Annotated in this window: 27 protein-coding genes; 14 read left to right on the forward strand and 13 right to left on the reverse strand. The window is 70.1% G+C overall.

The window, feature by feature from the left end:
- Nucleotides 1-29: 29 nt before the first annotated feature.
- The 4 genes from SALPAC4_RS0103600 to SALPAC4_RS0103620 all read right to left on the reverse strand — a co-directional run bounded on the left by SALPAC4_RS0103600 (nt 30) and on the right by SALPAC4_RS0103620 (nt 5,134).
- A complete protein-coding gene (locus SALPAC4_RS0103600) occupies nt 30-1,055 on the reverse strand; it encodes an aspartate-semialdehyde dehydrogenase (protein WP_018737712.1) in 1,026 nt (341 codons plus the stop codon).
- Nucleotides 1,056-1,155: 100 nt separating this feature from the next.
- The gene (locus SALPAC4_RS0103605; protein ID WP_019869199.1) at nt 1,156-2,502 is read right to left on the reverse strand and encodes a M16 family metallopeptidase; all 1,347 of its coding nucleotides are present in this window, start codon (nt 2,500-2,502) and stop codon (nt 1,156-1,158) included.
- Entirely contained in the window at nt 2,499-3,791 is a 1,293-nt protein-coding gene (locus tag SALPAC4_RS0103610; RefSeq protein ID WP_019869200.1) for a M16 family metallopeptidase, read from the reverse strand. The genes SALPAC4_RS0103605 and SALPAC4_RS0103610 overlap by 4 nt, the downstream gene beginning before the upstream one ends.
- 191 nt (nt 3,792-3,982) lie before the next feature.
- Nucleotides 3,983-5,134: an alkaline phosphatase PhoX gene (locus tag SALPAC4_RS0103620; RefSeq protein ID WP_019869201.1), complete on the reverse strand. Its 1,152-nt coding sequence runs from the start codon at nt 5,132-5,134 to the stop codon at nt 3,983-3,985.
- A gap of 317 nt (nt 5,135-5,451) precedes the next feature.
- Between SALPAC4_RS0103620 and SALPAC4_RS0103625 the strand changes: the two genes are divergently transcribed.
- From SALPAC4_RS0103625 to SALPAC4_RS0103635, 3 genes are all read left to right on the forward strand, one after another.
- A complete protein-coding gene (locus SALPAC4_RS0103625) occupies nt 5,452-6,540 on the forward strand; it encodes a 3-deoxy-7-phosphoheptulonate synthase (RefSeq protein WP_019869202.1) in 1,089 nt (362 codons plus the stop codon).
- Between the two features lie 48 nt (nt 6,541-6,588).
- Complete coding sequence (locus tag SALPAC4_RS0103630) at nt 6,589-6,825, forward strand: hypothetical protein (RefSeq protein WP_019869203.1); 237 nt, start codon at nt 6,589-6,591, stop codon at nt 6,823-6,825.
- Nucleotides 6,826-6,915: 90 nt separating this feature from the next.
- Nucleotides 6,916-7,122 carry a hypothetical protein gene (locus tag SALPAC4_RS0103635; RefSeq protein ID WP_019869204.1) on the forward strand — a complete coding sequence of 69 codons (207 nt, stop codon included), beginning with the start codon at nt 6,916-6,918 and terminating at the stop codon, nt 7,120-7,122.
- 118 nt (nt 7,123-7,240) lie between these two features.
- On the opposite strand, the gene SALPAC4_RS0103640 is transcribed toward SALPAC4_RS0103635, so the two are convergent.
- Genes SALPAC4_RS0103640 through SALPAC4_RS0103650 form a run of 3 tightly spaced genes read right to left on the reverse strand, consistent with a single transcriptional unit; the run spans nt 7,241 to nt 8,460 of the window.
- Nucleotides 7,241-7,768, reverse strand: coding sequence for a DUF1360 domain-containing protein (locus SALPAC4_RS0103640; RefSeq protein ID WP_019869205.1), 528 nt, complete (start codon nt 7,766-7,768; stop codon nt 7,241-7,243).
- Between the two features lie 51 nt (nt 7,769-7,819).
- Nucleotides 7,820-8,137: a hypothetical protein gene (locus SALPAC4_RS0103645; protein ID WP_018814746.1), complete on the reverse strand. Its 318-nt coding sequence runs from the start codon at nt 8,135-8,137 to the stop codon at nt 7,820-7,822.
- Nucleotides 8,137-8,460 carry a DUF6158 family protein gene (locus SALPAC4_RS0103650; protein ID WP_018732741.1) on the reverse strand — a complete coding sequence of 108 codons (324 nt, stop codon included), beginning with the start codon at nt 8,458-8,460 and terminating at the stop codon, nt 8,137-8,139. The genes SALPAC4_RS0103645 and SALPAC4_RS0103650 overlap by 1 nt, the downstream gene beginning before the upstream one ends.
- Nucleotides 8,461-8,581: 121 nt before the next feature.
- On the opposite strand from SALPAC4_RS0103650, the gene SALPAC4_RS0103655 reads away from it, so the two are divergent.
- From SALPAC4_RS0103655 to SALPAC4_RS0103665, 3 genes are all read left to right on the forward strand, one after another.
- Nucleotides 8,582-8,995 (forward strand): hypothetical protein, encoded by a 414-nt coding sequence (locus SALPAC4_RS0103655; protein WP_018732740.1) that lies wholly within the window; start codon nt 8,582-8,584, stop codon nt 8,993-8,995.
- A 24-nt stretch (nt 8,996-9,019) separates the two neighbouring features.
- Nucleotides 9,020-9,355 (forward strand): DUF3817 domain-containing protein, encoded by a 336-nt coding sequence (locus SALPAC4_RS0103660; RefSeq protein WP_019869206.1) that lies wholly within the window; start codon nt 9,020-9,022, stop codon nt 9,353-9,355.
- Between the two features lie 177 nt (nt 9,356-9,532).
- Nucleotides 9,533-10,504, forward strand: a complete 972-nt coding sequence (locus tag SALPAC4_RS0103665; protein ID WP_019869207.1) for a C40 family peptidase — start codon at nt 9,533-9,535, stop codon at nt 10,502-10,504.
- Nucleotides 10,505-10,561: 57 nt separating this feature from the next.
- Here SALPAC4_RS0103665 and SALPAC4_RS0103670 read toward each other — a convergent pair whose 3' ends face one another.
- Entirely contained in the window at nt 10,562-11,554 is a 993-nt protein-coding gene (locus tag SALPAC4_RS0103670) for a sigma-70 family RNA polymerase sigma factor (protein ID WP_027644733.1), read from the reverse strand.
- Between the two features lie 432 nt (nt 11,555-11,986).
- Nucleotides 11,987-12,676 (reverse strand): dTMP kinase, encoded by a 690-nt coding sequence (locus SALPAC4_RS0103675; protein WP_027644741.1) that lies wholly within the window; start codon nt 12,674-12,676, stop codon nt 11,987-11,989.
- 158 nt (nt 12,677-12,834) lie between these two features.
- Between SALPAC4_RS0103675 and SALPAC4_RS0103685 the strand changes: the two genes are divergently transcribed.
- The 8 genes from SALPAC4_RS0103685 to SALPAC4_RS0103720 all read left to right on the forward strand — a co-directional run bounded on the left by SALPAC4_RS0103685 (nt 12,835) and on the right by SALPAC4_RS0103720 (nt 18,717).
- Nucleotides 12,835-13,419, forward strand: a complete 585-nt coding sequence (locus SALPAC4_RS0103685; protein ID WP_019869210.1) for a nucleotidyltransferase family protein — start codon at nt 12,835-12,837, stop codon at nt 13,417-13,419.
- Nucleotides 13,416-13,694: a hypothetical protein gene (locus SALPAC4_RS0103690; protein WP_019869211.1), complete on the forward strand. Its 279-nt coding sequence runs from the start codon at nt 13,416-13,418 to the stop codon at nt 13,692-13,694. Before SALPAC4_RS0103685 ends, SALPAC4_RS0103690 begins: the two co-directional genes overlap by 4 nt.
- Nucleotides 13,695-13,704: 10 nt before the next feature.
- Nucleotides 13,705-14,481: a metallophosphoesterase family protein gene (locus SALPAC4_RS0103695; RefSeq protein ID WP_019869212.1), complete on the forward strand. Its 777-nt coding sequence runs from the start codon at nt 13,705-13,707 to the stop codon at nt 14,479-14,481.
- Complete coding sequence (locus SALPAC4_RS27890) at nt 14,472-14,615, forward strand: GPGG-motif small membrane protein (protein WP_019869213.1); 144 nt, start codon at nt 14,472-14,474, stop codon at nt 14,613-14,615. The genes SALPAC4_RS0103695 and SALPAC4_RS27890 overlap by 10 nt, the downstream gene beginning before the upstream one ends.
- A gap of 2 nt (nt 14,616-14,617) precedes the next feature.
- Nucleotides 14,618-15,136: a TspO/MBR family protein gene (locus SALPAC4_RS0103705; RefSeq protein WP_019869214.1), complete on the forward strand. Its 519-nt coding sequence runs from the start codon at nt 14,618-14,620 to the stop codon at nt 15,134-15,136.
- Nucleotides 15,137-15,294: 158 nt separating this feature from the next.
- Nucleotides 15,295-16,638: an ABC transporter substrate-binding protein gene (locus tag SALPAC4_RS0103710; protein ID WP_027644732.1), complete on the forward strand. Its 1,344-nt coding sequence runs from the start codon at nt 15,295-15,297 to the stop codon at nt 16,636-16,638.
- 68 nt (nt 16,639-16,706) lie between these two features.
- Nucleotides 16,707-17,759, forward strand: coding sequence for a carbohydrate ABC transporter permease (locus SALPAC4_RS0103715; protein WP_019869216.1), 1,053 nt, complete (start codon nt 16,707-16,709; stop codon nt 17,757-17,759).
- 4 nt (nt 17,760-17,763) lie between these two features.
- Nucleotides 17,764-18,717 (forward strand): carbohydrate ABC transporter permease, encoded by a 954-nt coding sequence (locus SALPAC4_RS0103720; RefSeq protein ID WP_018737700.1) that lies wholly within the window; start codon nt 17,764-17,766, stop codon nt 18,715-18,717.
- Here the strand turns inward: SALPAC4_RS0103720 and SALPAC4_RS0103725 are convergent.
- The 4 genes from SALPAC4_RS0103725 to SALPAC4_RS0103740 all read right to left on the reverse strand — a co-directional run bounded on the left by SALPAC4_RS0103725 (nt 18,691) and on the right by SALPAC4_RS0103740 (nt 24,438).
- Entirely contained in the window at nt 18,691-20,154 is a 1,464-nt protein-coding gene (locus tag SALPAC4_RS0103725; protein ID WP_019869217.1) for an MFS transporter, read from the reverse strand. The genes SALPAC4_RS0103720 and SALPAC4_RS0103725 overlap by 27 nt on opposite strands.
- Nucleotides 20,155-20,188: 34 nt before the next feature.
- Nucleotides 20,189-21,649, reverse strand: coding sequence for a xylulokinase (xylB, locus tag SALPAC4_RS0103730; protein WP_019869218.1), 1,461 nt, complete (start codon nt 21,647-21,649; stop codon nt 20,189-20,191).
- Nucleotides 21,650-21,661: 12 nt separating this feature from the next.
- Entirely contained in the window at nt 21,662-22,849 is a 1,188-nt protein-coding gene (gene xylA, locus SALPAC4_RS0103735) for a xylose isomerase (protein WP_019869219.1), read from the reverse strand.
- Nucleotides 22,850-22,962: 113 nt separating this feature from the next.
- Nucleotides 22,963-24,438 carry a sugar transferase gene (locus tag SALPAC4_RS0103740; RefSeq protein WP_020113448.1) on the reverse strand — a complete coding sequence of 492 codons (1,476 nt, stop codon included), beginning with the start codon at nt 24,436-24,438 and terminating at the stop codon, nt 22,963-22,965.
- Between the last annotated feature and the right edge of the window lie 96 nt (nt 24,439-24,534).

Raw genomic sequence — 24,534 nt, forward strand, 5'->3', positions numbered from 1 at the left:
GGGGGTATGAGCGGCGCCGACGGTGTGGCTCAGGCGCGCTCGGCGGCGACCAGTTCGGCGATCTGTACGGCGTTGAGCGCCGCCCCCTTCCGCAGGTTGTCGTTGGCGCAGAAGAGGGCGAGACCATGTTCGACGGTCTGGTCGGCGCGGATTCGGCCCACATAGGTCGGGTCCTGACCGGCGGCCTGCAGCGGCGTGGGCACCTCGGAGAGGGCGACGCCGGGCGCGTCAGCGAGCAGCTCCCGGGCCCGCTGCGGGGTGATCGGCCGGGCGAAGCGCGCGTTGACCTGAAGTGAGTGGCCGGTGAAGACGGGTACCCGGACGCAGGTGCCGGAGACCTTGAGCCCGGGGATCTCGAGGATCTTGCGGCTCTCGTTCCGCAGCTTCTGCTCCTCGTCGGTCTCCTCGGACCCGTCGTCAACGATCGAACCGGCGAGCGGGAGCACGTTGAACGCGATCGACTGGGCGAATGACCGGGACACCGGGAAGTCCACGGCTGCGCCGTCGAAGGTGAGGCCGCTCGCGTGCTCGGCCACCTTCCGGACCTGCTCGTCCAACTCAGCCACGCCGGCGAGGCCGGCCCCGGAGACGGCCTGATAGGTCGAGACGACGAGACTCACCAGCTCCGCCTCGGCGTGCAGCGGACGCAGCACCGGCATCGCGGCCATCGTGGTGCAGTTCGGGTTGGCGATGATCCCGCGGGGTCGTTGCCGCGCAGCGTGCGGATTCACCTCGGCGACGACGAGCGGCACCGCCGGGTCCATCCGAAAAGCCGACGAGTTGTCGATCACCACAGCTCCGGCTTCGGCGACCCGGGGGGCCAGGTCCCGGGCGGATTCCTTGCCGGCCGAGAAGAGAACGATGTCCAGCCCCGAGTAGTCGGCGGCGGCGGCGTCCTCCACCGTCAACTCGCCGCCGCGCCAGGGCAGGGTCCGCCCCGCCGACCGCGCGGAGGCGAACAGCCGAACCTGTTCCGCGGGGAACTCCCGCTCCGCCAACACCTGCCGCATTACCCCACCGACCTGGCCGGTGGCCCCCACAATGCCGATCCTCATACCCGCGAGGCTACCCAGCGGAACCCGCCAACCAAGAATCCTTTCCCACCGCCCGGACCTGGTGATCCGGGCGGCGGGCGGTCAGCGTGGCGGTGGGCGGTCAGCGTGTGCTGGTGCTGACCTCCCCCAGGCCGGTCGCCGCCAGCTCGGCCTGGATCAGGGCGGCGTCCCCCTCGACCACCAGGGTCAGCTCCTCCGGGTGCAGGTGCGCGGCGGCGGCCGCCGAGACCTCCTCGACCTCGGCGGCGAGCAGCGCCGTACGCAGCCGGGCGTGGTAGTCGTCAGGCAGGTCGTGGACGACCAGCGTGGTCAGCGCCGCGGCGATCGCCCGCGGGGTCTGCAACTCGACCGAGAGCTGGCCGGCCAGCCAGGAGCGGGCCACCGCCAGCTCCGGCTCGGTCACCCCGGTCTGCTGGGTACGGGTGATCTCGCTGACCGCCTCGACCAACGCGGGCGCGGTCACCGCGGTCTGCACGCCGGAGCTGACCGCGAACCGCCCGAACCGACGCGACGACACGAAGTCACCCCGGATCCCGTACGTGTAGCCCCGCACCTCACGGATCAGATGGTTGAGCCGGGAGGTGAAGGCGCCACCGAGAACGGTGCCGGCGAGCCGCATCGGCACATGGTCGGGGTGTGCGCGGTGCGGCGACGGATGCCCGAGCCGCAGCGTCGACTGCACCGAACCCGGCCGGTCCACCAAGATGATCTTGCGGCCCTGTCGCGGGGTTAACTGGACCGGGCCACCCCGGTCCACCGCGCCGCCACCGGTGCCGGCGAACGCCGTCGCCGCGAGCGCGTCCAGGTCGAGGCGCTCCAGGTCCCCGACGACGATCAGAGTGCCCGGCCGAAGGAACCACTCCGAGTGGAAGATGCGGATGTCCTCGACCTCCAGCGCGGCCACCGTCTCCGGGTCGCCGTACAGCGGTCGGCCCCAGCGGTTCTCGACACCGAACAGGTCAGCCCGCAGCGCCGCATCGGCCCGCGGGCCCGGATTCGCCCAATCCATGCGCTGGGCGGTCGCCTCGTCGTCGCGGACCCGCCGGACGTCGTCCGGTTCCAGCCGCGGCGTACGCACCGCCTCCGCCAACAGCTCCACGGCGGCGGGCAGCCGATCCACCGGCGCCTGCACGCTCACCTGGAAGGAGTCCCAGTCCAGGCCGGCCACCAGCTCGGTGCCGAGCGCCTCGATTGCCAGCGCGTACGACGTCGCGTCCCGCTGCGCTGTCCCCTCTTCCAGCGCCTTGGCGAGCACCGCGCCCAGCCCCTCCCGCCCCGGTGATTCGCGGCCGGCGCCGGCGTCGAGCAGCAACAGCGCCACCGCCAGCGACTGCCCCGGCAGGTGCGCGGCGACCAGCTGCCCACCCGCGACACCGCGGCGGACCACCTGCGGAAACCGGTACGGTCGGGCGGCCCCCGGACCGGGCCGGGTGCTGATCAGCGTCATGAGCTCTCCTCGGGCAGGTAGGTCAGGGTCACCCGGTCGGCCGGGGCGAGCACCTCGGCGGCTACCGCCGCGATTTGCTCGGCGGTCACCGCCAGCCACGCCGGCAGCCGCTCGGCCGCCCGGCGCGGGTCACCGAACTGTGTCGCGTACCGGCCGAGGGTGTCGGCCCGGCCCTCCACCGTCGACATCTGCCGCCACCAGGCGGTGCTGAGCAGCGCCTTGGCCCGGTCCAACTCCGCGGCGGTAACCGGCACGGTGGCCAACTCGTCAACGACCTCGCCCAACCCGGCAGCCAACCGCTCGGCCGACACCCCGGGGCGGGCGGTGGCGGTGGCGATCAACGGCGCTGGGGCATACGCCAGGTCCACCCCGTACGCCCCGACCAGGTCCGGCTGCGCGATCCGTTCCCCGTCGGCGAGCCGCTGGTAGAGCCGGCTGCCCCGCCCGCTGCCGAGGACGGTGGCGAGCACGCTGGTCACGTCGTAGCCGGCGGTGCCGAACGGGTGGGTCCGGTGCGCGACGTACACCCGGGGGGCGGGCACCTCGGTGACGACCGACTCCGTCGTCGCCACGCCGCTGCCGGGAACGTGCTGGCCGTCCGGCGCGGCGGGGATCTCCGATCGGGCCGGGATCGCGCCGAAGTACTTCTCGGCCAGGGCGAACACCTCGTCGGCGGAGGTGTCGCCGACGACCGTCAGAACAGCGTTGTTCGGCGCGTAGTACGCGGAGTGGAACGCCTGGAAGGTGGGGAGGTCGGCGGCGTTCAAATCGGCCATCGAGCCGATCGTCGCATGGTGATAGGGGTGGCCCGGCGGGTAGAGCAGTGGTAGCAGCCGCAGCCAGGCGTCGCCGTACGGGACGTTCTCGTAGCGCTGCCGTCGCTCGTTCTTGACCACGTCCCGCTGGTTGTCCAGCGTCTCCTGGGTCAACGCCGGCACCAACCCGCCCATCCGGTCGGCTTCGAGCCAGAGGGCCAGCTCAAGGTGCTCGGCGGGGACCGTCTCGAAGTAGTTGGTGCGGTCCGGGTTGGTGGTGGCGTTGAGGGACCCACCACACCCCTGGACCAGCTTCATGTGTTCGGTCTTCGCCACGTTTGTCGAGCCCTCGAACATCAGGTGCTCGAAGAGGTGGGCGAAGCCGGTCTGCCCCTCCGGTTCGTGCCGGGAGCCGATGTCGTACCAGAGGTTCACGGCCACGGCCGGGGCGGTTCGATCCTCGCTCACCACCACGCGCAGGCCGTTGTCCAGTCGGGTTGTCTCGATGGGCCAGGGAAAACCGCTGTCGGGCATGGGAGGACGCTATCCGATCTCCGGGGCGCGTGGACGGTGCGCCGCGGGACGGGCCCGACGCGGGGACCGTCCGCCGCAGGACAGGGCCCGAAGCGGGGACCGTCCGCCGCGGGACGGGGCCCGAAGCGGGGACCGTCCGCCGCGGGACGGGGCCCGACGCGCCGGTTCGGCCGCGGGCCCCGCCGGCTCGCTCAGCGGAACGGGCCGCGCACCTCGTAGGTGATGCCACCGGAGGACGATCCGGAGGTGCCGCGCTGGGACGAGAAGTAGAACCGGGTGCCGTCGGGGGAGAACGCCGGACCACAGATCTCCGACCGGGACTGACCGGTGATCCGCAGGAACGGGGCGACGACCTCGTCCGGGGTAATTATGTTGATCTCCATGTTGCCGCCGTCCTCGGCGACGTAGAGGTCACCGCCGGCGGTACCGGTGATGTTGTCCACCCCGGTCAGCGGGGCGGTGCCGGAGACCAACGAGTCGTCGTACGCCAGGTCGATCCGCTCGTTGACCGCGTCGTACGCCCAGACCCGGTTGTCCCCCTTCGTGGTGAACCAACAGGTCCCGTCGGCGTACCAACAGCCCTCCCCGCCGTTGAACCGCTTCGCCCCGGAGACCTGGTCACGCGTGTACGTCGGCGATCCGTCTGGGTCGGGCACCGGGGCCCAGGACACCGGGCCGCTGGTGGCGGCGCCGCCCACCAGCACCTCCAGGGTGCCGGCCGAGAGGTCGCCCCAGGTCGTCGGCCGGAACCGGTAGAGGCAGCCGTCCCGCTCATCCTCGGTGAGGTAGATCACCTGGCGACTTGGATCGCAGGCGGCGGCCTCATGCTTGAACAAACCCATCGCATCCCGCCGCAGGGCGTTCGCGCCACCGGTCGGGTAGGTCTCGTAGACGTAGCCCCGGCTGACCTCCTCGCAGGAGAGCCACGTCTCCCACGGTGTCGCCCCGCCGGCGCAGTTCTGCCGGGTGCCCGACAGGATCTGGTAGGCCGAGGCGATGCTGCCGTCAGCGTTGAACCGGACCGCCGACGCGCCACCACCCGGGGTGATCTCCGAGTTGGAGACGTAGATCCAGCCGGCACCGGCGGCGAAGCAGGCGCCACCGTCGGGTGCGTCGTGCCAGGTGTAGGCGGTACCGGTGACGGCCTGCCGGGAACGGGCCACGATCCGACTGGTGAATCCCACGGGCAGCTGGATACCCAGGGCGTCGGCCGACCGTAGGGGCCCGTAGGGGCTCTCCCCGGGCTGGGCGGGATCGGCCAGCGCGGCGCCAGCCCAGAGACTGCCGGAGAAGGCGGCGGCGCCACCGGCGACGCCAGCGCGGAGCAGAGTACGACGATCCATCGAAAACCTCCGGGAGAGGGAGTGGTCGGTCGTTGGCGCCACAAACCTATCGATATCGCCATCGAAGCTGGTGAAAATCAGATGAGTACTTCCGTACGGGCAGGTGGCCATTGCCGTCGAGTCAGGTAGACTCAGCGACGTGACACACTCGTATCGATGGTTTAGGCAGCCGGCTCTCCCGCCGGTGACCTCATCGTGAGCTGAAGTCACCCGCACGAGCCGGCAAGGCAGGAGCTTCCGCTCCTGCCTTTTTGCGTACGAGCAGCCGGCTCTCCCGGGCACCGGCCCCGGGCACGGTCGGCGAAGGGAAGCCCACCGTGAACACCTCCGAGACGAACCGGCTCAGCGACCAGCGGATCGACCGCGTGGTGCCGCTGACCACCCCGGCCCTGCTACACCACGAGCTCCCCCTGGACAGCTCGCTCACCTCGGCCGTACTTACTGGCAGACGGGCCGTCAGCCGAGTGTTGGACCGCGCGGACGACCGCCTCCTAGTGGTGGTCGGCCCCTGCTCTGTACATGATCCGGTCGCCGCGCTCGCCTACGCGCACCGGCTCCGCGAGCTCGCCGATCGGCTCGCCGACGACCTGCTCGTGGTGATGCGGGTCTACTTCGAGAAGCCGCGCTCGACCGTCGGCTGGAAAGGGCTGATCAACGACCCCGGGCTGGACGGCTCCGGTGATGTGAACACCGGCCTGCGTCGGGCCCGGGCACTCCTGATTGACGTGCTGCGCCTGGGTCTTCCGGTCGGCTGCGAGTTCCTGGACCCGATCACCCCGCAGTACATCGCCGACACGGTGGCGTGGGGCGCGATCGGCGCCCGGACGGTGGAGAGCCAGGTGCACCGCCAGCTCGCCTCCGGCCTGTCGATGCCGATCGGCATGAAGAACCGTCCCGACGGCAGCATCTCCACCGCAACGGACGCCATCCGAGCGGCCGGGGTGCCGCACGTCTTCCCCGGCATCGACAACTCCGGCACCCCGGCGATCATGCACACCCGCGGTAACACCGACGGCCACCTGGTGCTACGCGGTGGCGGCAACCAGCCGAACTACGACGCCGAGTCGGTGAGCGACGCGCTGGCGCTGCTGCGCGCCGCCGGGCTTCCCGAACGACTGGTCATCGACGCCAGCCACGCCAACAGCGGCAAGGACCACCGCAACCAGCCGCTCGTCGCCGCCGACGTGGCCGCCCAACTCGCCGGCGGCCAGCACGGCATCGTCGGCGTCATGCTGGAGAGCTTCCTGCTTGCGGGTCGGCAGGACCTGGACCCGACCCGCGAGCTGACGTACGGACAGTCGATCACCGACGCCTGCATCGGCTGGGACACCACGGAGGAGGTCCTGGCTGACCTGGCGGCCGCCGTACGCACCCGGCGTCGGGCTCCGGCCGTCACCCCTGCCTGACGCCGGGCGGGGTGGTTTACGGGGTACGGCCCCGGGTAGGTGGGCGCCGTGACCGACAACCCACCCGTAACCGCGGTGCCCAAGACCGAGTCGGACCTGCGCCGTCTCGACGACCTACTCGAGGAGCTCTACCGCGGCCAGGAACGGATCAGCCAGGGCGACATCTACCGGCGGGCGGTAGCCGCCGAGATGCCGGCGGCGCTCCTCACCCGTATCGGCGGACTACCCGAGGGCGAGTACTCCGTGGATGAGGCGGCCGACCTGCTGGGCGGATCGGCCGCCTGACCGGGCTGCCGCCGAGGAGCCGGTCCGGGTGGTCCGGCGACGCACGGGTCGGGGCGCCCAGCCCGGTGATCCGACGTGAAGGAGAGTGACATGTCCCAGCCCGCCCGGCGACGCTCGGAGCAACAGGAACAGCTCGCGGCCCTCGGCCAGCCGCCGGAGGGTCGGGACACGCTACCGGAGCCGGACTTCGCCCGGGAGCACGATGTCACGGCGGTTGATCGAGACATCATCACCGGCGCGGACGCCGACGAGCGGGAGGCGGAGTCTCCCCGAGGTTGGTCGGGGGAGGAGAGCTGAGAGCCTGCTGCTTCGGTCGGCGTGGGGCACCACCAGAACACCCGCCCGGTCGCGGGCGGGCCGGTAGCCCGGCCCCGCCCGCGACCGGGCGACGGATGTGCTCGTTCGGCTGGGCTGACTAACCCTCGCTCCGCTCGGCGCCCTGCTGCGCTGTCGCGTACGCCAGCTGAATGAAGTCCGAGGCCGTCATGGCGGTGAGCGCCGTGGCGACGAGACGGGTCAGCCGCGGCGCCAGCACCAGCCCTCCGGTGAGCCCGGTGGCCACCCAGACAGCCAGGCAGAACGGGCAACTGAGCAGCTCACCGACGGCGTGCCGGGTGGGACTGCCCGAGTCGCGCACCTCCTCCATCACCTCGCCGCTGCCGATCGGCCGGGCGTAGCGGGTGAACGGCGCCCGCACCGGGCTGGTCACGGCTTTCTTGGAGAGCAACCGGCTGAGCTTGTGGGTTGCGATGGCCAGCAGGACCACGTCGGCCGTCGCCGGTCGCTCCGGCAGCGGCCGGCGAGTCACCTTCACCAGCCCGACGATCGCGGCCGTCACCCCGGTGTAGGCACCCATGGCCACGAGGTAGCCGCCGAGTGGCCGGTACTCGTGCGGCGCGTAGGCCCGACGCAGGCGGGTCACCTTCGCCTTCAACTTGGTCACCGCTCCCTCGGTCTGGTCGCCGAGCCGAACGGCTCGACGGTTGCCCCCGGCTCAACCCGCCTGCAGGTTGTCGGCCACCGCTTCGGCAAGGTCTGCCAACGCCTCGTCCACCAGCCGGTCGGCGGTACCACCGGTCAGGTCGAGCCGGATCCACGCCCCGCCGGCATCTGCCGGGTCAACCCGGATCTCGGCGGTCCAGTCCCCGGTGGCCCGCCAGCGGGCCGTCAGCTCCGCCGGACGGATGTCCGTAGCCGGCCGGCCGCCGGCGCGAAGCGGCTCGGGGAGCCACGCCGACATCCGGTCCGGGTCGATCGCCGTGTTGAACACGACCTCCGGGGGGGCCGACATACCCCGCTCGGCTGACGCCATCACGACCCCCGCAGTCGGCTCGGGTCAACCTCCCGCCCCGGACGCCGGGCGAGGTACTCGGTCTCGAGCTCGGCGGTCCGACGCAGGTGGGTGGCGAGCGCCGCGTCGGCGGCGTGCCGCAGGGTGTCCAGCCGCGTTCGGTGCAGGCTGTGCAACTCACGGATCAGGTCAGCCTCGCCGAGTTCGGCAGGGTCGACGCCGAGCGCCTCGCCGTCGGAGTCCGCGGTGCCGGAGGCCCGGTCGTGCAGGTGGTCTCCATCCCATTCGGGCATCCGCTGCTCCGGGCTCTGGTACTCATCCCGCCGCACGGATCCGGTCATCATCGCCTCCTTCGCTGTTCTGGGCTGGCGTCTAGCCGGATGCCCACCCGAGGTGCCGACAAACCAGCCCGCCGCCAGGACACGGCTGTCGGAACGCGCCCCCGTCCCCGGTACTCTCGAGGCTATGAAGCGGCTCTGGACCCCGGCGTGGATCGTGCGCCATGTGGCCATGGTCGTGCTCGTCGTAGGCTTCCTCGGGCTCGGCTGGTGGCAGCTCAGCCGCGCGGCCGGCGGCAATCCAATCAGCTGGGGATACGCCGTGGAGTGGCCGGTTTTCGCCGGGTTCGTCGTCTTCGTCTGGTGGCGGGAGGTCCGCCAAGAGCTCCGCGGGCCCGAGGCGCCGGGCGTAGCGGCGGAAAGCACCGAGTCGTCCGCGACCACCGAGCCCACCCAGCTGGCGGTGCGCCGGCCGGTACGGGTCAGCCGTACGGCGACCACCGTGTCGGACAGTGACGATCCGGAGCTCAGCGCCTACAACCGCTACCTGCGGTGGTTGACCGACAATCCGGGTGCTCGGCCCGGCGACTACCCCGGCTAGGCCGGGTCGGAAGGACGGACGACGGTGGGCGCAGCCCTGACCCGGTACCGCGTGATCGCCTGGATCGTCGGCGTGGTGCTGATCCTGCTCATGGTGATCGGAATGCCGCTCAAGTACGGGTTCGACTATCCGATTGTGGTGGAAACGGTGGGCCAGGCCCACGGCTTCCTCTACATGGTCTACCTGGTGGCCGCCTTCGACCTGTCCCGGCGGGCCGGCTGGCCGTTGTCACGCATGATCTTGGTGATGTTGGCGGGAACCGTTCCGTTCGTCTCCTTCTTCGCCGAGCGGCGGGTGAGCAGGTGGGTGACCGGACAGGCCGCGATTCCGGAGCCGGTGGCCAGCACCCCGGTCCGATAGAAGTTCACATACTTCCGTTCAGCAACAATCGCCTCGACTTCCCCTGCGGTTCACTCCTGCCCCGGGTTACCTTGTCCAGGTCGGCCCGCCCAACGCCGTCCGTCCGGAGGGCACGGGCCCGGCGCCGCTGGGCCTCCGCCCCCACCCGGTGGCTGGTGGGAGAAGGAGCCGTCGCACTTGTCGTCCATCCGGAAACGACTACCCGCCCTCGCCGTCGCGGCGATCTTGGCCACGCTGGTCGCACCGGTCACGCCCGCCCAGGCCGAGCCCTCCCCCGCCGAGCTGACCCGGCGGATCGAGAAAGCCTCCACCGAGCTGGAGCAGGTCGTGGAGGCGCACAACACCCTTGCCGAAGGCCTCAAGGCGAACAAAGCCACCCTGGCCCGGTTGACCGCCCAGCTGGGCCCGCTGGAAGAACAGGTCGCGCAGCACCGGGCCGAGGCCAGCCAGCTGGCGGTGGCCGCGTACAAGACCGGTGAACTCGGCACCGCCACCGCATTGCTGAGCCCAGACGACAGCACGACCCTGGTCAACCGGCTCACCACCGTCGACAAACTCGCCCGGGAGCGGCAGAAGCGAATCACCGCCTTCACCAACGACCAGCGTCAACTCCTCGCGCAACGGAGCCGGGTGGAGACGACCGTGGAGAAGGCGACAGCGCAGGCCCGAGGGCTGGCCAGCAGCCGCAAGCGGATCGAGCGCGACTTGGCCGACCTGTACGAACTGCGACGGCAGGCGTACGGCCGGGCAACCGAACGCTCCACGGCCAGCGCAGACGACGTCCAAGCGGCACCATCAGTCTCCGGCGCGGCCGGGGTGGCGGTGCGGTACGCGTACGGGGCGCTGGGCAAGCCCTACCGGTGGGGTGGGGACGGCGGCGCCGGTTACGACTGCTCGGGCCTGACCTCGGCGGCGTGGCGAGCGGCCGGAAAATCGCTTCCGCACAGCACCCGCCGGCAGTGGGGGGTGGTGGCGCACATCAAACGCCACGACCTGAGTCCCGGCGATCTGGTCTTCTACCGCGGGCTCGGACATGTCGCCCTCTACGTGGGCAATGGTCAGATCATTGACGCCCCCACCGCCGGGCGCAATGTACTCAAACGCGACATGAACATCATGCCGATCGTGGGGTACGGCCGGGTCCGCTGACCAGCCCACCCGAGTAGGGCCGGGCCAGCGTCCCAGCGGACGCCGGCCCGGTACCACTCAGGCTGCTGCCTGGAGCCCCTCGGCGCGGGCCAGCTCGCGCAGCCGGCCGAGCGCCTGAATCTCCAGCTGTCGGATCCGCTCCCGCGAGAGCGAAAAGCGTGAGGCCACCTCGGTCAGCGAATGCTCCCGACCGTCCTCAAGGCCGTACCGGGCGCGCATGATGCCCGCCGACCGGTCGTCCAGGTGACTGAGGAGGCCCTCGATGCGCTGCCGTTCCAGACCGGTGAGGACAATATCCTCGGGGGACGGCGCATCGCTGTCAGCGACCAGGTCACCGAGGTTGGTGTCGCCGTCGTCACCGACCGGGGTATCCAACGACACGGTGTCCTGCGACCAGCGAACCAGCTCGTTGACCCGCTCGACAGTGACGCCGAGGGCCGTGGCGATCTGCTCCGGCTCCGGGTCGCTGCCGAGCTCACGGGTGAGCTGGCGGGCCACGTTCCGCATCCGGTTGACATCCTCCACCAGGTGCACCGGCAGCCGCACGGTGCGCTCCTGCTGGGCGATCGCCCGGCTGATCGCCTGGCGGATCCACCAGGTCGCGTAGGTGGAAAACTTGAAGCCACGCTCGTAGTCGAACTTCTCCACCGCCCGGACCAGACCGGTGTTGCCCTCCTGGATCAGATCCAACATGGGCATCCCGGAACGGACATACCGTCGGGCGATCGACACGACCAGTCGCAGGTTGGCCCGGATGAACAGGTCCTTGGCCCGCACCCCCTCGGCGACCAGCCGTTGGAGGTCCGCTTTCTCCACGCCGGCCGGGACGCGATCCTCGTCGAGCAGATGCTCTGCGTAGAGGCCAGCCTCGATCGCCTTGGAAAGATCGACCTCCGTGGCGGCGTCCAGCAACGGCGTCCGGGAAATCTCGTGAAGGTAGACGCCGACCAGATCGCGCTCCTCGGCGACCTCGTCGGTCCGCATGCCGATATTCTTGTCCACGTTGCCCACGGTCCCCTCGCTCGCGCCGGTTGCCCGGTTCCTTGCCATCCCCACGTCCGCCAGCTCCCTCCCCGTACCCTCCGCTGCTGCTCATCGGCGCTGACACCTGCACAACAGTTGAGACGCGTCAGGGATTCCATATCGTGAGTCGAACGTGTCACGAATGCCTGATAATTTGCTGAGAGCACGATCCATATTTGCTGTCAGCACCTCAGGTGGCAGCCCTGAGCTGAGCACGACGTCCGTTTAGCCTGGATCGACGGCCACCGGGCCTGGGTTAATGGCAACACCACCCCGACCAAGGGCACAGCGACCCGGGTCACCACCGAACTGCGATCCTGGTCACGCCCAGTTCTGCCACGGCGGCCCGGTCGGTTCATCCACGCCCGTGGTGATACCCCGCGCCCGGGTGAACAATCCGCGGGCAGGGTCCATGCCGGGCCAGGGCCAGCCCGACAGCCACCCCACCATTCGTGCCGATCATCGAGGCAGCGGAACCGGAGCGGACTCCGGCGCCGCGCCCCACCAACTGCGCAGGTGCTCCCTGATCTGCTGGCTCACCTCGTCCGCCGGACGGTCCGCATCCACCAGCACGAAGGTGGAGTGCTCTGGCAAGCTCCGGTACGCGCGATCCGCCGCGATCAGGTATCGCATGCTCTCGTGGTCAGTGCCGCGCCGCTCGATCCGCCGGTACGCCTCAGCGGGATTGACCGCCAGCAGGAACGTTACCTGCGGCCGGGGAAAGACCCGGTAGCCGAGCCGGGCCAGCCGCTCCCACCGGTGACCGCCGTGCGCCCGAATGCTCGCGTACTGGCAGGCGGAGTAGCGGTCCATCACCGCGACCCGGCCGGTCAGCCGACGCACCAGCAGGGCGGCGGCGATAGCGAGCCACCGCAGGACAGACTCCGCGACCAGGAGGCCGGCCCGCCCGAGGAGTCGCTGCGCGTCCCGCCGACCCAGCCGCCGCGCCATCCGGCCGAGGAAACGCCGGCCACCGGCGTTGCGATGGTAGGTGGCGGGCAGCCCGACCGCGGTCAGCGCGGCAGCCAACCGGTGGGCTTGCGTCGTTTTCCCCGAACCGTCGATGCCGATCAGGGCGACGGCACGCAGTCGGGCCCTGCCGCGTCGCGATCGGGCCCTGCCGGGTCGCGCCCCATTGAGATCGGCCATCCTGCACACGCTATCCGACCCGCGCTCCCACTCTGTCGGCCTATCCACCACTTTTGGTGGCAGTTGACGCTTTCCCGCGCGCTGCGCCAGGTGTGGCAGACCACGATGCCGGGTACCGACCTGACAACTCCTCCCGACCACCAGGAACGGAGAGCCAAATGGCCGAGCGCGGGGCCGAAACCCTGGTGCACACGCTGAAGAAGGTCGCCGCCGTGCTCAAACAGGAAGACATCCCCTTCGCGCTCGGCGGCAGCTTCGCGGTCTACGCGCACGGCGGCCACTCCAGCGAACACGACGTCGACTTCCTGATCCGGGAGGTAGACGTTGACCACGCCCTGGGTGCCCTGGTCGCGGCCGGCTTCCTCGCCGAGCGCCCGCCCGAGGACTGGCTGGTCAAGGTCTTCGACGACGACCGCGCGGTGGATTTGATCCACCGACCCGTCGAAACACCGGTGACGGACAAGACCTTCGTCGAGACCATCGTCCGGCCGGTGGACGCGATCCACATGCCGGTGCTCTCGGCGACCCAGTTGATGGTGCACAAGCTGCTCAGCTTCTCGCAGCACTACTGCGACTTCACCCGGGGCCTGCCCCTGGCTCGCTCGCTGCGCGAGCAGATCGACTGGGAACGGGTATGCCGGGACACGCGCCACTCGCCGTACGCCGAGGCGTTTCTGGTGCTGCTGGACCGGCTTGAGGTGGTGGCGTACGCCGGCACCCCGGAACGAGAGGGGACACCGTGACCGAACACCACGACGTTGCCACGCGACGAGCGACCGACGCGTACGTGGCAGCCGAGATTCACCGGCTCCTCGCCGAGGACCCCGACGTGGCCGAGCAGGGCATCACCGTGGTCCGCCGGGAGCTCGGCCTGGTGCTGCACGGCGAGGTGGAGAGCGCACAGCGCCGGGACGAGATTCTCCGGCGGGTCGCCGAGCACTTCCCGGAACTGGCGGTCACCAGCGACATCGGGGTAATCCGCGCGCACCCGCCCACGGAAATCGAACAACTGCCCTGAGGGAGACCCGATGGTGATCCGAATCGCCGCCGTGGGCGACGTGCATCTGGACGAGGACGTGGTTGGCCGCTTCCGGCCGGCCCTTGAGGAGCTGCCGAACCACGCCGACGTGCTGCTGCTCGCCGGTGATCTGACCCGCCACGGCACCGAGGCGGAGGCGCGGTGTGTGGCACGCGAGTTCGGTGGCCTGGGGGTGCCGGTGGTGACCGTACTCGGCAACCATGACTACCAGTGCAACGAGGTACCGCGGGTGGTGGAGGTACTCGAGGCCGCTGGCATCACCGTGCTGGAGGGGAACGGGACAGTGTTGGACTGCGGCGGCAGCCGGCTCGGCGTGGCCGGGGCTAAGGGGTTCGGTGGTGGCTTCGCCGGGCGGTGCGCCGCGGACTTCGGCGAACCGGAGATGAAGGCGTTCGTGCGGGCCAGCACCGAGAGCGCGGACGCGCTCAAGTCCGCCCTACATTCCCTCGACTGCGACCTGCTGGTGGCCCTGACCCACTACTCCCCGGTGCCCGACACGCTGGCCGGCGAGCCGCCGGAGATCTATGCCTTCCTCGGCTGCTACCAGCTGGGCCAGGCGATCGACTCAGCCCCCACCACACTCGCCCTACATGGACATGCTCACCACGGGACCGAACGCGGCACCACCCCCGGAGGAGTACGGGTGCGTAACGTGGCACACCCGGTGATCAAACAGGCGTACAGCGTGTTCCACCTGGGTGAGCACCTCGAACCGGGCGAGGTTTCCCGGATGGGCAGCCTGGGTACTCGACCGGCGTGGAGCTGATTCTCTGGCTGATCTCGGTCGTCCTGGTGGTGACCGGCATTGTCGCCCTGTTCCGGCAGCGGATCCTGTGGGGAGTCGTCCTCATCGTCGGTGGCCTGCTGGTCGGACCGGGTGGGGTCAACGCCATCAGCTGACGGTGGAGCGGAACCACTCCCGGGTGCGCCAGAGCGCGCGTAACTCCGAGGCCCCCCGCGGTCGACGCCGCTGGTGGGCCCTCCTCGGCTTCGGCGCGGCCGTCTGCTGCGCTGCCGCGATCGGCGGGCTGGCAGCCCGCGACAGCAGCGCCGACTACGCCGGCCTCGAGCAGCCGGTCTGGGCTCCCCCGGCGGAAGTCTTCGGCCCGGTCTGGACGGTGCTCTACGCGATGATCGCGGTCTCCGGCTGGCTGGTCTGGCGGCGCGGCGGCTTCGGCTCCGCGCTCTCGGCGTGGGGTGCGCAGCTGGTGCTCAACGCGGTGTGGAGCCCCCTCTTCTTCGGAGCTGGCCAGTATGGACTGGCATTCGTCGATATCGTGCTGTTGTGGTCGGCGATCGGCGGTACCGTCCTGCTCTCCTCCCGGATCTCCCGGGTCGCCGCGATCCTGCTGCTGCCGTACTGGGCCTGGGTCTCCTATGCCGCCCTACTCAACCTCGCGATCTGGCAGCTCAACGCCTGATCGGTCCGGCCACCGCATCGACTTTCTCAGATCGTTACCCGCTCGTGTCGTCTTCGGGGTAGACCACACCGGCTGCAAACGCTTTCGTGTGGAGCACGCCCATCGGACCGGCGCCAGGTCTGTCGCACTGACCCGCGCCGGCCAGGAAGGAGGACGGCATGGCGGTCTTCGCCAGACCACGCCAAGCCTTCGTATTAGCTGGCGTGCTCGGCCTGGCCGTCGGCGCCACCGCCTGCGGTAGCGACGACGGCGACAACCTCAGCGCCGATTCGCCGGAATGCGCGGTATACGAGCAGTACCAGGGCAACGGCGGCACCGAGGTCTCCATCTACGCATCCATCCGCGATGCCGAGGCGGACCTGCTCGAGCAGTCATGGGAGCAGTTCGCCGACTGCACCGGCATCGAGATCGACTACGAGGGCAGCGGCGAGTTCGAGGCACAGCTCCAGGTCCGGGTGGACGGCGGCAACGCGCCAGACATCGCCTTCATCCCACAGCCGGGCCTACTGAACCGCTTCGCGCAGGCCGGCAAGCTCAAGCCGGCATCGGCCGAGACCAAGGCGATGGCCGAGGAGAACTACGCTGCCGACTGGCTGCAGTACAGCACCGTAAACGGCGAGTTCTACGGCGCTCCGCTGGGCTCGAACGTCAAGTCATTCGTCTGGTACTCCCCGAAGATGTTCCAGCAGCAGGGCTGGTCGGTGCCGACCAGCTGGGACGATCTGATCCAACTCAGTGACCAGGCCGCTGCCGACGGCATCACGCCGTGGTGCGTCGGCATCGAGTCCGGTGACGCCACCGGCTGGCCAGCCACGGACTGGATCGAGGACGTACTGCTGCGGACGCAGACCCCCGAGGTCTACAACCAGTGGACCACCCACGCCATCCCCTTCAACGACCCACGCGTCGTGGACGCCGTCGACCGCGCCGGCACCATCCTGCGAAACGACAAGTACGTCAACGGCGGCTACGGCGGCGTGAAGAGTATCGCCACCACCTCGTTCCAGGAGGCCGGCCTGCCGATCCTCCAGGAGGAATGTGCCCTGCACCGACAGGCGTCGTTCTACGCCAACCAGTGGCCCGAGGAGAGCGAGGTCGCCGAGGACGGCGATATCTTCGCGTTCTACTTCCCGCCCATCGATCCAGCCAAGGGCAAGCCGGTATTGGGCGGCGGCGAGTTCACCGTCGCCTTCGAGGACCGCCCGGAGGTCCAGGCGGTGCAGACGTACCTCGCCTCTGGTGAGTACGCCAACAGCCGGGCCAAGCTGGGCAACTGGGTGTCGGCGAACATGAAGCTCGACCTCTCGAACGTGACCAATCCGATCGACCGGCTCTCGGTCGAGCTCCTTCAGGACACGCAGACGGTCTTCCGCTTCGACGGCTCCGACCTGATGCCCGCCGCCGTCGGCGCCGGAACGTTCTGGAAGGAGATGGTGTCCTGGATCAGCGGCAAGGACACCGCGGCGGCCCTGGCCGCCATCGAAAGTTCCTGGCCCAGCTGAGCAACCCGCCCCGGTGGCCCGGCCGTGTGGTCGGGCCACCGGCAGCGCACGCATCCCCCGGAGGGCGGATGAACTTCGACTTCGCCGACGAGGCGCCAAAGCTCGCCATGTTGCTGTACGGGGTGGTCGCCTTCGTGGTGGTGGTCGGTGGCCTCCTGCTGCTAATCGACGTCGTCCCCACCTGGCTCACCCGCCGTCGACAGGCCCGGCTCACCGCGACCGTCGCCGCCGGGACGCCGCTCGAGCCGGGCCGGCGCCGCTCCCGCGAGGGCTTGTTCGCCCTCTTCTTTCTGCTACCCACAGTCATGATGCTCGGGATCGGGCTGGTCATCCCCGCGATCCGCACCCTCGTGCTGTCGCTCAAGAACGGCGACAGCACGCAATGGGTCGGGCTGCGCAACTACGCCTGGATGGTTGACCGGCCCGAGATCGTCGATATCCTGTGGAACACCGCGCTCTGGGTACTGCTGGTGCCGCTGCTGGCCACCTCGGTCGGCCTAATCTACGCGGTGCTCGTTGACCGCGCCCGCCTCGAGACCCTGGCCAAATCGCTGATCTTCCTGCCGATGGCGATCTCGTTCGTCGGCGCCGGCATCATCTGGAAGTTCGTCTACGCGTTCCGGCCCGCGGAGGCGGACCAGATCGGCCTGTTGAACCAGATCTGGGTGTGGCTCGGCGGCGAGCCCCAGCAGTGGCTGGCGAACCCGCCGCTGAACACCCTGCTGCTGATCGTGGTGATGATCTGGATCCAGGCTGGTTTCGCCATGGTGGTGCTCTCGGCCGCCATCAAGGCCATCCCACCGGACATGATCGAAGCCGCTCGCATCGATGGCGTGAACGCCTGGCAGCAGTTCTGGCGGATCACCCTGCCGGGCATCCGGCCCGCCCTGGTCGTGGTGGTGGTGACCATCTCGATCGCCACGCTGAAACTCTTCGACATCGTGCGCACGATGACGAACGGCAACTTCAACACCAACGTGATCGCGACCGAGATGTACAACCAGGCCTTCCGGTACGGGCAGACCGGCCAGGGCTCGGCCCTCGCCGTCGTCCTGTTCATCCTGGTCATTCCCATCGTCATCTACCAGGTACGCAGCCTGCGCCGGCAGCGGGAGGTATGACCCCGTGACCACAACCACCCCGACGCGGGCCGGAACCGAGGCGCCGCCGACCATCGCCGGCCGCGTCCGGCGGCGGCTCAACACCCGCTGGGCGACCGCTGCCTCAATCGTGATCGCGATCGTCTGGACCATCCCGACCTTCGGACTCCTCATCTCGTCCTTCCGACCCGAGGACCAGATCAAGACGACCGGCTGGTGGACGTTCTTCGCTGATCCGCAGCTGACGCTGGAGAACTACGAGCAGGTACTCTTCGGCCGCTCCTCGTCGGCCGGCCAGTTGGCCAGCTACTTCCTCAACTCGATCGTCATCACGCTGCCGTCGGTGTTGTTCCCGTTGGCCTTCGCGGCGTTGGCCGCGTACGCGCTGGCGTGGATCAACTTCCGGGGACGGGACTGGATCTACATCGGCATCTTCGCGTTGCAGATCGTCCCGCTGCAGATGGCCCTGGTCCCACTGCTCAGCTTCTTCTCCCAGGGCATCAGTGTCGGCGGCATCGACCTCCTGCCCGCCTGGAACCTCGACGACGAGCAGCGCTTCATCCAGGTCTGGTTCGCCCACACCTGCTTCGCGCTGCCCCTGGGTGTCTTCCTGCTGCACAACTTCGTGTCTCAGCTGCCCCGAGACCTGATGGAAGCGGCCCGGGTCGACGGCGCCACCCACCCGAGGATCTTCCGTACGGTCGTGCTGCCGCTGATCACCCCGGCGCTGGCCGCGTACGGCATCTTCCAGTTCCTCTGGGTCTGGAACGACCTGCTCGTCGCGTTGATCTTCGCGGGTGGCGGGGACGAGACCGCTCCGCTCACCGTCCGTCTCGCCGAGCTGGCCGGAACCCGGGGCAACGAGTGGCAACGCCTCACCTCCGGCGCGTTCGTCGCGATCGTCGTGCCGCTGCTCGTCTTTCTGTCGTTACAGCGCTACTTCGTCCGCGGGCTACTCGCCGGCAGCGTCAAGGGGTGAACCACGCCCGTACCGCATCCGCTTGGCGCGGGTGCGGAGCAGGACCCGCACCGCGGCGATGTCCCGAGGGGAGTTGCGAGCGGCGAGCCAGTACATGATCCCGGTTGGCACGAAGAACAGCTGGAACGCGGCGAGCCCGACCGCGTAGTTCAACGGCGGCGGGAAGGCCTCCCGCAGCCCACGGAACACCACCCCGACCAGCCCGTTCCCGGCCGCCCGGCCGACCCCGTTAGCCAGGTTGCCGAGACTGTACACAGTGCCGCGATGCTCCGGCGGGTTGACATCGGCGATCAGGGCGAACCAGTTCGGCGAGTTGGCCGAGGTCAGGGCGAGCGCCAGCAACGCCGTGAGCAGACTCAGCCCGACCGTCGGCTCGGTCAGCACACTCGCCAGCACCGCCCGGACGATGGCGCCCGAACCGGCTCCGTCCGGCACATCAATGCGAATCGGCACGAAGAAGAGCACCAGATAGAACGGCAGCGCCGCGAGGATCCCGACCGCGGCGACTGTCGCCCGGCCGGACGGGGTACGACGTTGCACCGCATCGCCGACCAACCCGCCGACGATGGAGAAGACCCCGCCGAGCTGGAACAGGGTGGTGAAGACGCTGCCTACCACGATCGCCGTCGCGGCCGAGTAGCCCTGTGCCTCGGCCCGCTCGATGAAGAGCACCGGCAGCCAGACCAGCGAGCCGAACGCGGCCTGCGCGGTAACCCCCTGCAGGATCAGCCAGCGATTCGTCCGTCGGCCCAGGATCCGCGGCAGGTCAGCCCGGCTGATCCGGTGGTCGTACTCAGCACCGCCGGCCAACCGGTCGGCCAGCTCCGGTTCGCTCTGACCCCGCTGGATGTCGAAGGTGAACAGGTAGGCCGCGGTGGCACCGAGCCCCACGACGGTGAGCACCAGGAACGGACGTCGCCAGTCCGCCGCCCCGAGCAGGCCACCCACCAGGGTGCCGGCCAGCGTGCCGACCCCCTGGGACAGCCCCCAGAAGCTCATCACCAGACCCCGCCGGCGGGGTGAGATCAAATCGGTGACCACCGAGAAGCCCACCGAGCCAACGGCACCGAGCCCCACCGCACCGACCACCTGGGCGGCCCAAAAGGCCGGATAGCTGCCCGCCACCGCGCTGCCACCAGTGCCGAACGCCCAGATCAGCGTGCCGACCATGAGCAGCGGCTTACGGTTGGTGCGGTCCCCGACGTAGGCCCAGCCCACCGCCGCCACCGCGCTGACCAGGAAGTTGGTCGCGGTGACCAGGCCGAGTAGGCGCCGCGACACATCGAGCGCGTCGGCGATCGAGCCGTACAGCGGAGGCACCAGGCCGATCGCCACGTTGTCCAGGGAGGCGAGCAGCACGAACACCACGACGCTGTAGAACCGGTGCGCCGGGCTGCCACCCCACGCCCGCACCGGACCGCCGGTGGCCAAGGTCATACCGGCAGCCAACCAGGGCCGGCCCACCGCCCGGTCACCGGGGTGGCGACGGTGCGCTCCCCTGGTCGAGGAGGCGCTCCCGGGCCTGCGCGTACCGAGCCCGAATCGCCGGCACCGGATCCGCCTCGTAGGTCCGCGACCCGGTCACGGTCCACCTCGGCGGCTGCACTCCGCCCAGGGCAGCCCAGGCGGCCTGACGGGCGGCGCCGTCGGCGGCGTACTCGCCTGGGGGCGGCACCACCACCGGAACACCGAAAACCTGTGGAGCGATCCGTCGTACGGCGGCGGAGCGGGCACCACCACCAACCAGAATCACCCGCCGGACGGCGACGCCCTGCGCGACAAGGGCATCCAGGCCGTCGGCGAGCGCGCAGAGCATCCCCTCGACGGCCGCGCGGGCCAGATGCGCCGGGGTGGCGGTACGCAGCGTCAGCCCGTGCACCGCGCCGCTGGCGTCCGGCCGATTCGGGGTCCGCTCCCCCGCCAGGTAGGGCACCAGGACCAGGCCGTCCGCCCCGGCTGGCGCGGACAACGCCAGGTCGGCCAGCTCAGCGAGGCCGACTCCGAGCAGCGTGGCGGCGGCGTCGAGCACCCGGGCCGCGTTGAGCGTACAGACCAACGGCAGGTATCGACCGGTGATGTCGGCGAAGCCGGCGACGCTTCCCGTCGGGTCCGCCGTCGGCTGCTCCGCGACGCCGCACACGGTTCCGGAGGTGCCGATCGAGACGACCACGTCGCCGGGGCCCGCCCCGACCCCGAACGCGGCGGCGGCGTTGTCACCTGCCCCGGGGCCGAGCGAGACCGCCGGCAGCTCCGGGGCTCCCGCGAGCACGGCCGGGTCGAGTCGGCCGGCCAACTCCACCGGCCCGAGTACCCGGGGCACGGTCACCATCCGGCCGAACGCCTGCTCGACCAGGTCCCGGCGGTACGTTGCGCTGGCTGGGGACCAGTAGCCGGTGCCGCTGGCGTCGCTGCGGTCCGTGCGCAGCGCCGCCAGGCCGGGGGCGCCGGCGAGGCGCCAGGTAAGCCAGTCGTGCGGCAGGCAGACAGCGGCCACCCGGGCGGCGTTGCCCGGCTCATGCCGGGCCAACCAACGCAGCTTGGTGACGGTGAGGCTGGCGACCGGGACCACGCCCACCGCGTCCGCCCAGAACCGCCGCCCGGTGTCGCCCTCGCCCGCCTCGGCCACCAGGTCGGCGGCGGCGCCGGCGGAGCGGGTGTCGTTCCAGAGCAGCGCGGGGCGGACCACCGCGCCGGCATCGTCGAGGCAGACCATGCCGTGCTGCTGCCCGGCGACCGAGACCGCCTCGACATCGGTTAGCCCGCCGGCGGCCGACACCGCCGCACCCAGCGCGGACCACCAGGCCGCCGGGTCAACCTCGGTACCGTCCGGGTGCGGCGCCCGACCCTGACGAACCAGGGCACCGCTCTCCGCGTCCCGAATGACGAGCTTGCAGGACTGGGTCGAAGAGTCGACCCCGGCGACGAGCGGCACTCCGGCCCGCCTTCAGCGCGCACCGAGCAGATGCTCGACGGCGAGTTGGTTGAGCCGTACAAAGTGGTAGCCGCGGGCACCGGCAGCGGCCACGTCGTACTCCTCGAAGGCAGTGCGGTCGGCGCGGAGCCCGACGTGGGTCTCGCCCGGGGCGAGGGTCGGTGTTGCCAGCTCATCCACCCGGCTCGCGGCCAGCGCCGCGGTCACCTCCGGGTCTGCCCGGAACGCCGCAGCCCGCTCCTTGAGTAGCAGGTAGGTGCGCATGTTCGCCTCGGCCGAGGCCCACACCCCCGTCCGGTCCTCGGTGCGAGACGGCTTGTAGTCGAAGTGCCGGGGACCATCGTAGGCTGGCCCGCCACCCGGACCGCCGTTCTCGAGGAGGTCGACCAGGGCGAAGGCGTTGAGCAGATCACCATGGCCGAAGACCAGGTCCTGGTCGTACTTGACCCCACGCTGGCCGTTGAGGTCAAGGTGGAACAGCTTGCCCTGCCAGAGCGCCTGAGCGATGCCGTGGGCGAAGTTGAGCCCGGCCATCTGCTCATGGCCGACCTCCGGGTTGAGACCGACCAGCTCCGGGCGGGCCAGGGTGGCGATGAAGGCGAGCGCGTGCCCGACGGTGGGCAGCAGGATGTCGCCGCGCGGCTCGTTGGGCTTGGGCTCGATCGCGAACCGCAGGTCGTATCCCTGCGCCACCACGTACTGACAGAGCAGGTCAACCGCCTCGCGGTAGCGGTCCAGCGCGGCGCGGACATCCTTGACGACGTCGTACTCGGCGCCCTCTCGGCCGCCCCACAGGACGAAGGTGCGCGCGCCCAACTGCGCGGCGAGGTCCACGGCGTGCAGCGCCTTGCGGAGCGCGTACCGCCGAACATCCCGGTCGTTACTGGTGAAGCCGCCGTCCTTGAACACGGGATGGGTGAAGAGATTGCTGGTGACCATCGGAACCACCAGGCCGCTCTCGTCAAGGGCCCGACGAAAGCGGGTGAGGTGGGCGTCGCGGGTGACAGCGTCCGCCCCGAAGGGGAGCAGGTCGTCATCGTGGAAGGTGATGCCGTACGCCCCCAACTCGGCGAGGCGGTGCACCGCCTCGACCGCGTCCAGCGCCGGTCGGGTGGCGTCACCGAACGGGTCCCGGGCCTGCCAGCCCACCGTCCAGAGGCCGAAGGAGAACTTGTCGGCAGGGGTGGGACGGGGCGCCATGCCAGCCTCCGGGTGTCGTCCGCCAGGTTCTGTGGTTGGTTTACCAGACCGAGGCCGAAACGCCCACCACGCACGCCAACCCGGAGCCACGAGGGTGCGGCCACCGAAGACTCCTAGTACGCGCCGCGGCGGTTGAACACCGCGCCGAAGGTCTTCCACAGGATGGTCAGATCGGCAGCGAGGGACCAGTTCTCCACGTAGTAGAGGTCGAGCCGGACGCCGTCCTCCCAGCTCAGGTCCGACCGGCCACTGATCTGCCAGAGGCCGGTCATGCCGGGCTTGACCAGCAGCCGCCGGGCGACATCGCCGTCATACCGGGCGACCTCCGAGGGTAGCGGCGGGCGGGGGCCGACCAGGCTCATCTGCCCACACAGGACGTTGACCAGCTGTGGCAGCTCGTCCAGGGACCATTTGCGCAGTAGTCGGCCGACGCGGGTCACCCGGGGGTCGTCACGCAGTTTGAACAACAGGCCGTCGGATTCGTTCCGCGCCGCCAGCTCCGCCAGCAAGGCGTCGGCGTTGACCACCATCGTGCGGAACTTCCACACCCCGAACTCCCGGCCCCCCTGCCCGACCCGGGTCTGCCGAAACAGCACCGGGCCCCGGCTGTCGGCCAGCACGGTCAACGCGATTACCACCAGCAGCGGCGACAGCAGGGTCAGGGCGAAGAGCGCGGATGCCCGGTCAACCAGTCCTTTCACCAGTTTGCGGGTGCCTCGGAACTCCGGGGCCTCGACGTGGATCAGCGGCAGCCCGGCCACCGGGCGGGTGTGGATCCGGGGTCCCGCGACATCGGTTAGTGCCGGCGCGACCACCAGATCAACGCCGGTGCTCTCCAACTGCCAGCCGAGCCGACGTAGTCGGGTGGCGGTCAGCTCTCCGGAGGCGGTCACCGCCACGGTGTCGGCGCCAATGGCGGTGGCAGCCGCAGGGATGCCCCGAAACGAGCCCACCACGGGCACGTCCCCCAGCTGCTGTGGAACCGGAGCGAGCAACACATCTGGGATGCAGGCCCCGACTACCTGATAGCCCGCGTACGGCTCGCGCCGCAGCGTGTGCACCAACTCCAGAACGTGCGCGGTGTCGCCGACCGCAAGGACCTTCCGGGACCAACCGCGGCCCCGTGACCGGAAGCGATGCAGTCTCTTGCGGGCAGCGAAACGGGCCAACGCGAGCCCGACAACGCCGGCGGCGAAGGAGGTGACGAGGAAGCCCCGGGGGACACCGACATCCAGGCCCCAGCCGGCGATCACGATCCCACCGGCAAGGCGCAGGCTGGCCACGCTCACCCGCCGATACTCGTCGGCACCGTAGCCGACGACCCGATCGTCGTAGCAGCGAAACGCCTTGAGCGAGATTAGCCACGCCAGCACCAGGCCGGGCGCCAACAGGATGTGGGGGAGGTCGGTGCCACCGGGAGAACCGACGCCGAAGCCGGCGAGGTACCCCACGAGAACGGCGAGGCTCAGCACCGCGGTGTCGAGCACCAACAGGGCCCGGAGGTAGGACCGCAGGGCGGCACGCGTCCTCGGCGGGGGCAGCCCGCCCGCCGTTGACGGGCCGAGGGTCAACAGCGTCGCCGAGTTCACCGGCCCTCCCCACCTCACCTCGCCCCCGGTGGTCACGGCCGGGGACGGCCCGGTGGTCCGAGCCGAGGATGGCCTGGTTCCGCCGGAACAAGAACA

It is taken from the genome of Salinispora oceanensis (assembly GCF_000383575.1).
In the GTDB taxonomy this organism is placed as follows: Bacteria; Actinomycetota; Actinomycetes; order Mycobacteriales; family Micromonosporaceae; genus Micromonospora; species Micromonospora oceanensis.